The 10,733-nt window shown below is 58.2% G+C and carries 8 protein-coding genes and 1 pseudogene; 1 reads left to right on the plus strand and 8 read right to left on the minus strand.

All coding sequences use genetic code 11. The annotated features are described in order from the left end of the window. Positions 1 to 666: 666 nt before the first annotated feature. The 7 genes from EN852_RS17520 to EN852_RS17550 form a co-directional block, all read right to left on the minus strand. Positions 667 to 1,164, minus strand: coding sequence for an Lrp/AsnC family transcriptional regulator (locus tag EN852_RS17520; protein ID WP_095488146.1), 498 nt, complete (start codon positions 1,162 to 1,164; stop codon positions 667 to 669). A 489-nt stretch (positions 1,165 to 1,653) separates the two neighbouring features. Continuing rightward, a complete protein-coding gene (locus EN852_RS17525; protein WP_126097357.1) occupies positions 1,654 to 3,198 on the minus strand; it encodes a fumarate hydratase in 1,545 nt (514 codons plus the stop codon). A 6-nt stretch (positions 3,199 to 3,204) separates the two neighbouring features. Then, a complete protein-coding gene (locus tag EN852_RS17530) occupies positions 3,205 to 4,638 on the minus strand; it encodes an NAD-dependent succinate-semialdehyde dehydrogenase (protein WP_126097356.1) in 1,434 nt (477 codons plus the stop codon). A gap of 195 nt (positions 4,639 to 4,833) precedes the next feature. After that, complete coding sequence (locus EN852_RS17535; RefSeq protein WP_126097355.1) at positions 4,834 to 5,760, minus strand: LysR family transcriptional regulator; 927 nt, start codon at positions 5,758 to 5,760, stop codon at positions 4,834 to 4,836. Between the two features lie 135 nt (positions 5,761 to 5,895). Continuing rightward, positions 5,896 to 6,807 (minus strand): CoA ester lyase, encoded by a 912-nt coding sequence (locus EN852_RS17540; RefSeq protein ID WP_126097354.1) that lies wholly within the window; start codon positions 6,805 to 6,807, stop codon positions 5,896 to 5,898. 136 nt (positions 6,808 to 6,943) lie between these two features. Next, the gene (locus EN852_RS17545) at positions 6,944 to 8,095 is read right to left on the minus strand and encodes a CaiB/BaiF CoA-transferase family protein (protein WP_167498460.1); all 1,152 of its coding nucleotides are present in this window, start codon (positions 8,093 to 8,095) and stop codon (positions 6,944 to 6,946) included. Positions 8,096 to 8,109: 14 nt separating this feature from the next. After that, positions 8,110 to 9,363 carry a methylaspartate ammonia-lyase gene (locus tag EN852_RS17550; RefSeq protein WP_126097352.1) on the minus strand — a complete coding sequence of 418 codons (1,254 nt, stop codon included), beginning with the start codon at positions 9,361 to 9,363 and terminating at the stop codon, positions 8,110 to 8,112. 353 nt (positions 9,364 to 9,716) lie between these two features. Here EN852_RS17550 and tnpB point away from each other — a divergent pair, with 353 nt between their 5' ends. Further along, on the plus strand, positions 9,717 to 9,956 hold the full coding sequence (gene tnpB, locus EN852_RS17560; RefSeq protein WP_126097350.1) for an IS66 family insertion sequence element accessory protein TnpB: 240 nt from the start codon (positions 9,717 to 9,719) through the stop codon (positions 9,954 to 9,956). Positions 9,957 to 10,462: 506 nt separating this feature from the next. Here tnpB and EN852_RS17565 read toward each other — a convergent pair. After that, positions 10,463 to 10,733, minus strand: a pseudogene (locus EN852_RS17565) (hypothetical protein); the annotation flags it as partial.

Genomic DNA, 10,733 nt, shown 5'->3' on the forward strand with positions numbered 1-10,733 from the left:
CAGGAGTGACCGGCCTTGTCACCCACCTACGCGCCCCCGGCACAGCCATGCTCCTCACTTAGAAGGCTGCGGAGACCAGCAATGTCAAACAGGACAGACGATCTCCTAATCTCGATCAGCAACGAACTTAGGACGTAAAAACGCGATGGAGCGATCTCCGAATGTCCGCAGGCGTCGAGGGCCCGGTTGGTCGTCAAGGCCGAGCGGGCCAGCTTGCACTCCCGCTATCCGTCGGCTTGCCAAACCCTCGCTGTAGATTTCGCCCCCTACACGGATGCGCTGACCGCGACTAAGCTCAATCGCCACTGATCGCCAATCCAGGGCGAAAGTTCCCCCCTTGAAGTAGCGGTAGAGGCATTTTTCGGCACTTCGCATCTTAGATATGGACGCCTCCTCAACCAGGCACGATCCGGTTTGGCTTCTCGCCGTAACCGTGCTGGGCAAGTGCGTCCGATGGCTGCTTCGATCCGTCTCCTGGAATGATCGGTTCCAGATTGCTCAAGCGCATCGTCCTTCCTCGCCATCAACTGGCGGATAGCGCTCGGCCACCTTTTTCCAGCAATTAGTATACCGCAAATGTCCCTTGAGTTTCGTCGGAATGGGCGCCTTTTGCCGACGAATCTACGGGATCCGCGCCAAACGCCGTTGAAACTTAAACTTTCGGTTTCACCGTTGCCTCAGTGCGGACAAAGGTATCGGTGAATTGGACTTCACTGGTTTCGTGACGACAAGGCTATAGTATTGATCAATGCCCAAGCCTGCCTGCAGCAGTCCCTCCATGAAATCCTGATAGGCGGCCATAGAAGGAGATGCGACCCGCATCAGATAATCGACGCGCCCCCCAATTGCCCAGCAGTCCAGGATTTCCGGGATCTCTTGGATTGCAGTTTCGAAGTGTCGTTGGTCCTCAAGACGATGGCGATCCAGCACGACTTCTACCATCACAAAGATCATGCCGCCAATGAGGGCAGGACTCAGTCGCGCATAGAATCCCTCAATAATCCCTGCGGCCTTGAGTGCTCGGAGCCGCTCCGAACAGGCCGACGCCGAAAGATGAACTCGTTTTGCAAGCTCACTTTTTGAAATCCGACCGTCTGCCTGAATCTCGGAGAGAATCCGGACGTCCCAACTGTCGAGTTGCACGGGGTCGGGTTTCGACTTCATAACCTGTTGCTCTCAAGCAGCGATGACAGCGCCTTGTGCGCCGATCAATTCTATCCATCTTGAATGACCGAATGTAGTAGTGGAACGCATCCGTTCTCGGTCCGAAATGTGCCAGAATGGGGTACGACAATCAGCTGAGGGAGAGCGATCCGCTGAGAAAAGCTGCAGAAGTACTTTGGCTATCGCCCCGACGCCTAACGGGGCAATGATGCCGCTGGAGAGAATAGTCGGCGGCGGCGAAGACCTCCTAATAAATAGATACCCCATTTTCTTGAATCTCCGCTGCCGTACTTGATAGACGTGCGACAGCATTCGAGCCTCGATCGCGTGGACGGCATACTCAATGCAGTATTCAGTGGCACATTCAGCTATTGGGGTGAATTGAAGGCCTTGCTCGTCCGGCTCGCGGAGGCGCAAGGCACCGCAAATGCCGCTCGTCTCACGGCAATTTGACGCTGGAGTCTGGCCGAAATCGCCCAACGGAAAGACTCAAACGCCAATGTTGCGTGCGATGCTGTCGGCCGCCATACGCTTACGCCACTCAAGAGGCCCGGAATTGTGAATGGAGTTTCCCTCAACATCGACGGCCATGATAACAGGCATGTCCTGCACATCGAATTCATAGATGGCTTCCATGCCCAGGTCTTCAAAGGCAACGATCCGCGCCGCCTTAATCGATTTTGAGATCAGGTACGCAGCGCCACCCACTGCAGCAAGGTATGGCGTTTTGTGTCTTACAATCGAGGCGATGGCCGCCGGTCCCCTCTCCGCTTTGCCCACCATCGCGAAAAGGCCGGTTTCGGCGAGCACCTTGTCCGTAAAATCGTCCAAGCGGCTGGAGGTTGTTGGACCGGCGGGTCCAACGATCTCATTTCTCGCTGCCCGGACGGGACCGACGTAGTAGATCACGCGTCCCCGCAGATCGACTGGAAGCGGCTTGCCGGCATCGATCAGTTCGACCATTCGCTTGTGGGCAGCGTCACGGCCCGTCAGCATCTTTCCAGACAGCAGGAGCGTTTCACCGCAGCGCCACGATGCCGTCTCTTCCTTCGTCAGCGTATCTAAATTGACCCGCCGGACGCCGGCTGGGTTCAATTCGTCGGCTCCGATGTCGGGCCATTCGCGCAAATCGGGCGGCTGGAGGCTGATGGGTCCAGAGCCGTCCAAAGTAAACTTCAGGTGCCGGTTGGCGGCGCATTGCGGGATGAGCGCCACAGGCTTGGACGCTGCATGAGTAGGATAGGTCGCAACCTTGACGTCAACGACTGTCGTCAGACCACCAAGGCCTTGGGCGCCGATACCAAGCGCGTTGATCCGCTCATAAAGCTCAATCCGCAGCCCCTCCTCTGCGCTTGACGCCCCCCTTGCGATCAGTTCCGCCATATCGATGGGCTCGTTCATGGCCTCCTTGGCCAGCAGCATCGCCTTTTCAGCGCTACCACCGATGCCGACAGAGATCAGTCCAGGTGGACACCACCCGCTGCCAAGGGTCGAAACGGTATTGACCACCCAGTCGGAAACGGAGGCGCTGGGATTGAGGGTGGTAAAACGTGCCTTGTTCTCCGACCCGCCGCCTTTTGCGGCGATGGTGACCTCAATCTGGTTACCTTGCACCAGGTCGACATGGACAACTGCCGGCGTGTTGTCGCGGGTGTTGACCCGTCTGGCGAGGGGATCCGCAACGATCGATGCCCGAAGGGGATTGTCCGGATCGAGATAGGCTTGACGTACGCCCTCATTCACAAGATCAGCGAAACTGGCCGTTGACTTAATGCGGGCATCCATGCCGACCTTTGCGAAGACAACCACAACTCCGGTGTCCTGACAAATCGGGCGCCGCCCAAAGGCCGCCATGCGGGAGTTCAGCAGAATCTGACCTATGGCATTCTTCGCCGACGGGCTCTGTTCTCGCGTGTATGCGTGAGAAAGAGACCGGATATAATCTGGAGGATGATAGTACGAGATGTACTGAAGAGCGTCGGCGACGCTTCTTGTGATGTCCTTGCCAGCGATGGTCCGTGTTCTATTTCCCACCGGATTTTATCCAAATGACCCGAGGCCATTCACCATTTTCAGAATCTGGAAGCTTCGCACCCCCTGCTCGCCGCCTTCATATCCATAGCCGCTTTGCTTGACTCCTCCATAAGGGGCATCAGCGGAAACCCCTTTCAGGTAATTCACACTAACAGCGCCCGCAGAAAGACCGCCCACAAGCCTCTGTTGCGTATCGGCCGCGCCAGTAAACAAGTAGGCGGCCAGACCGTACTCCGTGGCGTTGGCTTCATCGATCGCCTCTTCGATCGTATCGAAAGGAGCCACGCTGAGAATTGGTCCGAACGGCTCTTCATGAAGCACTCTCGCTTCCTTCGGTACGCCAGTCAGGATGGTTGGCGGCCAGTAAAACCCCGGTCGGTCAAGGGGGGTGCCACCGGTCTCGATTTGGGCGCCGCCCTCTACCGCATCTTTGGTCAGGCGTTGCATGGCCTCGATTCGCCGCGCGTTTGCCATGGGACCCATCTGCGTTGCAGGGTCATCCGGTGGACCGATCCTGATTTTTCGGACCGCCTCCGTCATCCGGAACAGGAATTCCTCATAGCGGGATCGGGCGACAAGAATCCTGCTGGGCGCATTACAACTCTGGCCCGCGCACTCGAATTTGTATTCCGAAATAGCCGGTATCGCCGTTGCCAGGTCGGCATCTTCGCACACAATAACCGGGGAATGTCCACCGAGCTCAAGGATGCAGCGCTGCAGATTATTCGCGGCCAGTGTGGCCAGCTGTTTCCCAACAGCGGTCGACCCCGTGAACGTCAAGACTTTGACAATTGGCGAACTGAGCAGATGCCGTGATATATGCACAGGAACACCGAACACCAGGTTGACCACGCCTTCCGGTATCCCTGCTTGACGCAAAGATTCCACGATATGGACAGCCACGCTTGGCGTCTCTTCGGCCCCTTTGAGGATCACCGGGCAGCCTGCCGCCAGCGCGGGGGCGAGCTTGCGGGCGATGAGAACGGCTGGATAGTTCCACGGCGTAAAGGCAGCGACGACACCGAGGGCCTCCGGCACGATCATCCTGTTCGGACCCAACGGAATCGGGGTCGACAACTCATCGGCATGCCGGCCATTCCATTCCAGCGTTTCGACTGCGCGCGCGTACTCTCCTGTTGCTTCGGCAATCGTCTTTCCCTGTTCGGACGACAGGTCCCTGGCTGCGGCGCCAGCTTTCTCTGCCAGAATGCTGGCGGCAGAGACGAGTATCTCGCCACGCTCTTTGGCGGGTCGTGAGGACCACGCCTTGCGGCTGCGTTCTGCCGAAGCAAGAGCTTCATCCAAGTCTGAAACCGTAGCCGAGGCCACTGAGGCAAATACCTTCTCCGTCGCCGGGTTGATCACCGGCAAAGTGGCTCGGCTACCACCGGCTCGCCATTTGCCATTAATGAAGAGCTCGTAACTCTTGGCGTCGGACATCGCGGGCTCCACTTGACTGAATTCTTGCATACGAGCGCAGTTTCGATATCGAAACTGCTGAACTCGCTTGAGCCAGTTTCATCGCGATGGTCGCGGCGGGTCAAATATCGAATATTGCCGAAATCCATCTGGAATCCAGATCGGGCTGGTCCTAATGGCCGCAAAAGATCATGCCCAGCTTTAAAGGTTAGTTTGTCAGGTCGCCTCAGGCGCCACCGCTGCCCAGCTCCGGATTTCAATCAATTCTCGAGCGACCTTCGGAATGAGCGTGCGGACTGCGGACACGGCGGCGGAACGCTCATCTTTCGGGTTTACAGCAAGCACAACGGAGCGGGTAATCACCGGATCCACGATCTTGACCGTACGGACCAGACCCTGAGAGGCTTCTTTCTGAACCGCAGACGCGGCGAGAATAGAATGCGCTTTCCCCTCTACGACCATGTTGATGATCGTTGAAAGCGAGTCCACTTCAAACCTGACGTCCAGCGCGCAACCGTGCTGTGCGACGACGTCAGCCACCGAACGCCTGACATTGTTATTGCGCATGGGAACCGCCAGGGGGAATGCATGCAGGTCGGCCAGAGATATCGCATCTTCGAATGGCGGCTCACCCGACGGTACCACCAGACAAAGGTTTTCGCGCGCTATCACCGTCATTCGGCCTACGCTATCCGCAGTGCGGTAGAGTACCGCCAGATTGAAGCGTCCAGCAGCCATCCACTCCTCCAGCGGTCCCGTCATACCCTCGACCATCTTGAGGGAGACCCTGGGCAGTTCGTTTCTCACCGACTCAAGCAGGGGGCCGCTCAGGACGCGGGCAGCTCCAGACGGAATGCCAATCGTCACCTCCCCGGCGGGGGAAGCAGCTGTGTTGGTCAATTCCACCTCGGTAAGTCGAATTTCTTTAAGAATCGCCCGAGCGCGTTCGAGCAGTTTGGCTCCTGACGCCGTCACGCTCACACCGGTCCTGTCGCGTATCAGCAGTTGAGTGCCGAAGGCTTCCTCCAGTTGACGCACATGCAGGCTCAGCGCACTCTGGGCAACATTAAGGAAGCCAGCGGCCTTCGTGAAACTGCCTGCTTCGACCACACCGACGAAGTATCTTAACTGCCTGATTTCCACGAGTACCCATCCGAGAGCGGACTGCAATTAGTTTAATCTATCTCGAAATGCGATGGCGCGACAGCAATAATTGTGCCGAGTTGCATAACTCCTAGCCGTAGGGTCGCTCCAGTTTGGTAACCAACCTCTGAGGCCTCAGACGCCCAACCCGGCGCCCGGATCCGTGGCGATGATATCTCGGGCCCTTTGGATAACCGGTGGATCGACCATCCTTCCGTCCAGGGCGAACGCGCCTATGCCCTGCGCCGTCGCATCTTTCTCCGCCGCGAGGACACGACGGGCCCATTCGAGTTCCTGTGGGCTTGGCGAAAAAGCGTCATTGAATATGGCAACCTGGTTTGGATGGATCGCCAAAGCTCCGGCAAAGCCGAGCCGCCGTGCACGCTCCGCAGCCTCACGAAGTTTGTGAGTGTCAGAGAACGCGCCAATGCTTCCTATGAAGCCCAGCGGGAGCAACCCCGCCGCACGGGCGGCAAAAAGAACAGAAAGGTTTGGCGTCAAGAGAAGATCAAGTTCTGGGGCGCCGCCAACAGCGGCACTAAAGTCTTCAGGGCCAAGGGCCATTGCGACCATCCTGGGATGTGACGAGGCAATGGCCGATAGCTCTTGCAAGGCACCTGGGGTCTCGATTTGGGCAAGAAACCGGATACATCCCAACGGAAGATTTCTTTCTCGTTCGAGTTCCGATACCGCATTCGCGATCTCAGCTACCCACGCTGCCGAATCCACTTTCGGAAGAACAAGTGCATCAACGCCCGCCATCACGGCTGCGTCGAGATCGGCCGCCAAGGCTCGCAAACCGCGATTCACGCGAACTAAAACAGAAGCGCCCCTGCGGCCCACCTTTGCCACGGATGCACCAAGCTGGCGCCGTGACTCACCTTTTTGATCCTGGGGAACGGAGTCCTCTAGGTCGAGTATGATGCCATCTGCCCCGCGCTCATGAGCCGCCTCCACAAAACGCGGAACATGAGAAGGAACGAAGAGCAGAGATCTCCATCGGCGAATGGACATCGGGCTTTCAACGGCCGGAATGGTGCCCTTCATGAAGTCGCCTCTGGTGCCGGTTTTAGCGCGGGCTGTGTCAGTGAGCTGGCTGGGCGGCCGTGGGACTGGAAAGGGTTAGGAGTAGGCATGCACTCTGTGGGTCGCAACCGCGCCCCCTTCCCGACAAGGCGCGCGCTCACGCTGACGCAGCTCGTTCGCGCAAACGTCCCAGAACCTCCTCGCGGACAGCCTCGGTATGAGCTCCAAGAGCCGGAACGGGGCGCAGCAAAGGGCGCTCAGAGTTGAAGATCGCCGCCGGCGCTATCGCCTCGATGGTTCCTTCGGGTGTTCCGACCTGCACCTTGCGAATGTGTGGGTGCTTTGAAACATCCGCGACTTCGTTCAGTCGGCCATATGCCAACCCGGCCGCCTCAAGCTCCTGCATTGCTTCGTGGCATAACAGTTCGGAAAACCGCTGTTCGATGATCTCATCAAGTTGCGCACGGTGACCGAGGCGCTCCATATTATCGGCGAAACCAGGTGTGCGTATAAGCCCCGGCTGCTTCAGGAACTTCTCGCAGAAATTCACCCATTCACGGTCATTCTGAACCGAAAAGATGACCTCTTTGCCGTCGGCACAGCGATAGGCGCCATACGGCGCGAGCGACGGGTGTTTTACGCCCGCGCGAACCGTGTGATAGCCGCCGTATTCGTTTTGAAGAACCGGCACGTTCATCCAGTCGGCGACGGCATCGAACAGTGACACCTGAATGCTGGTCCCGTCGCCGGTGACCTCGCGGTGATACAGCGCCTGAAGAATGGCACTGTGCGCTGTCATGCCTGCCGAGATGTCGCAAACCGACACACCCACACGGGCGGGTCCCTGTTGCGTCCCGGTGATCGCACACAGACCAGTTTCGGCCTGGACGATGAGATCATAAGCCTTCAAGTGGGAATACGGCCCCTGCTCCCCGAAACCAGAGATATCGCAGGTGATCAGCCGCGGAAAACGTCGACGCAGATCCGCAGACCCGAAACCCAATTTTTCGATACTGCCCGGCTTTAGATTTTGGATCAAAACGTCGGCACCGGCAATGAGCGTATCCAGGACGGCACGATCCGCCTCAGATCTCAGGTCCAGACAGACTGACTCCTTACCCCGGTTGAGCCAGACGAAGTAAGCGCTCTGACCCCGCACCAACTTGTCGTAATTTCTGGCAAAATCCCCTTCGGGCCTCTCGATCTTGATCACCCGGGCGCCGGCATCAGCAAGGCGAGACGAAGCGTAAGGCGCAGCAACCGCCTGCTCCACGGCAACGACGGTGATCCCCTCAAGAGACTTCTGCATGCGACACCGTGTTTTCATCCAACGTTTTCGTTTTGAATTCGACGACGGTTCAGCATAGCCAGCAACCGATTTTGTTCGTTCCCAACTATTGAGAATGCCTCGTCGACACCCATTCCAGGCTTCGCAAGCATCATGTCTGCCTGGGTCGCCACCGATATGTGGACAGAAGCTTGGGCAGAGAGATCTGTCTCGGTACAGCTTCCTCCAACGTACGCGCCTACCTTGTTCTCCTTGCACAGGAGCACGGCATGTGCCGTGTCAGCCAATGAACCGACATCGGGCGTCTTGATCTGGACAAGATGCGCGGCCCTCGCTTCGGCAAAGAGCCGAATATCCTCGAGCGTGTTGCACCTCTCGTCCACGACAATCCGAGCGCTGGATCCCCGGTCATCCAGAATCGATACTATCCGGGCGTAGTTATCAATTTGCGCTTGCGTGGAACCAAAATCCGCGGGGCACTCAACGTTAAGCGTGACACCCGGAACGGTATCGGCGACCCCGCAGATAAAGTCGGCGATCCGTTGCGGGTCCAAGCCAATTTCTAGTCCTATCCAGCCGTACACATCGAAATGCAGCACCGGATCGTAACCCTGGCGGCCGATTTGGCGCGTGCGCTTTGCAACCCACTTCACAAGCTCCATGAAGGTCTGGCCGCCCACCCCGAATTTCTGCCGTGAATTGATCAGGCCGTGGGGGAGAACATCCACACCCTTCAGAATCATCTTGTCAACGTTGATTTCGCGAGCATCGCCGCTTTGGCAGTAAATCGGGACCGCGCACGTCGGCAGCGGCAGATCGAATTCATTACATATTACCTCTGCCATCGTACTGTGGTGGAGATGGGCCGCGGCGCGGAGCAGCGCCTGGCTGACGCCATACTCAAGCGCGAGAGGCAGCCGCTTATGTTCAAAGGGCTCGAAAACCTTTGCACAGGCATCAACGAAACGAGACGCATCGACGTCGAGCAGCCGGGGCGCCACAACGCCTGACGTCAAATCCGCGGTTTGAGCGGCTTCAAACAACGGATCGCGCCCGCCCGCACCAGAGTATTGGACGCTCATCATATCGCCCCAGACAACTGTATCGTCGCTGAGGACAAGCCCCACGCTGAGCGAAGATGCCGGAACGCGAATGGAGGTGAACCCCGTCGTCATCGGTCTGCCAACATAGATGAAACCGTCTTGGATTGCTCCGGCGCCGATGGCGGCTTGGTCGTCATAGAAGAACGCGCCATTTCCGGGCGCGAGCAGGACGTCTCTGATCTGCACTTCGCTTCGCTCAATGTATTCTAGAGGGCCACTCGGTGCGCGATTATGCGCCACTTGGCATTGAGTTAGCCAATATAATGTTCTGGACCGTCCCATCGCGTTTTCAGATAGCTGGGGCCAGAGTTTCCGAGATCGCTCGATCGGCCGGCATTCATGGGAGCCAGCTTTTCCGGTGGCGCAAAGAGCTTTGCCAGATCTCGGCGCCATCAGTGCCACTGCTCGTGCAGTGGAAGTCGTCGAGGAGCGGCCTGCGGCGCAGCCGCCTGTGCAGCAACCACCGATACCGCGACGGCGCAAAAAGAGCAGCACGGTGACGATCGAGCTTGGCGGCGCCCGTCGGCTGCAGGTCGAGGGTGACATCGATAGCGAGGCGCTCGGCCGGATGGCTTGCCACTGGCTATACGGATGTGCTCAAGGGCTTCCCCGGCCTTGCATTGATGGTGCAGAAGATCTTGAAGCGCGATCCGCACAGCGGCCACTTGCTCGGGCGTCAGGGAGGGCTGATCAAGGTGATCTGGCATGACGGCCAGTGGGCCTGCCTTTTTACGAAATGGACGTTTTATTTGGCCACGTGGCCGACGGCACCCTGGTGATCACGCCCGCTCAACTGGCGCATGCCGCAAATAACCTGGAGCGCGACTCGGCGGGATGAGCAAAGTCGTTGCACGGAGGAGCGAATATTCGTCATGGCCGATGAGCCGATCAGCTTCCTGATGATCTTGCCAGTGCGCACGCGATAATCCTCGCGGAGCTGGCCGCCCGCGCGAGGCACCCGGCGATCGCAGAGGCGCCATGGGAATGGATGCGGAGCGAGCGGGCAAGACTGTCCCGAAGCCTGTCCGGTTGTTGAGCCGATCGACCACTCTCAAATACGTTGCCGAGATGCTCGAGAGGACTGAGCACCTACGACGGCTATCGCAACCGAATTAAGCGAAACTGTCCTCCTCTTCACCTAAGACGACATCAACAACATTCGGCAAACCTACACGAGCGCAGGCTACCGGTGATGCTCCGCCCAAGCCTGCGGCAGGAAATCCCGATGCCATAGCCATCTCGGCCTTGCCCTATGGGGACTCATATCTGGCTCTGGTGACTCAGCCTAGGGGATGCCGATTCCGAAGGATCGCGTGTGAGCGAGATCGAGAATGCGATTGATCAAGCTCGAGTAGCTATGTCCGGCAGTCATAGCGGCCAAGGCGTAAGTGCCGCACATACTCAGCCCCGGCATCGAGTTGATCTCCAGGACAAAGGGCTGACCGGAGCGGTCGATCCGGAGGTCGACGCGGGCGTAGTCCCGGCACTGGCAGGCACGGAAGGTCGCAACCGCAATGTCCTGCAGCAAAGTTGCAAGGCTGCTCTCGACTTGCGCC

The organism is Mesorhizobium sp. M2E.F.Ca.ET.209.01.1.1 (assembly GCF_004010375.2).
GTDB lineage: Bacteria > Pseudomonadota > Alphaproteobacteria > Rhizobiales > Rhizobiaceae > Mesorhizobium.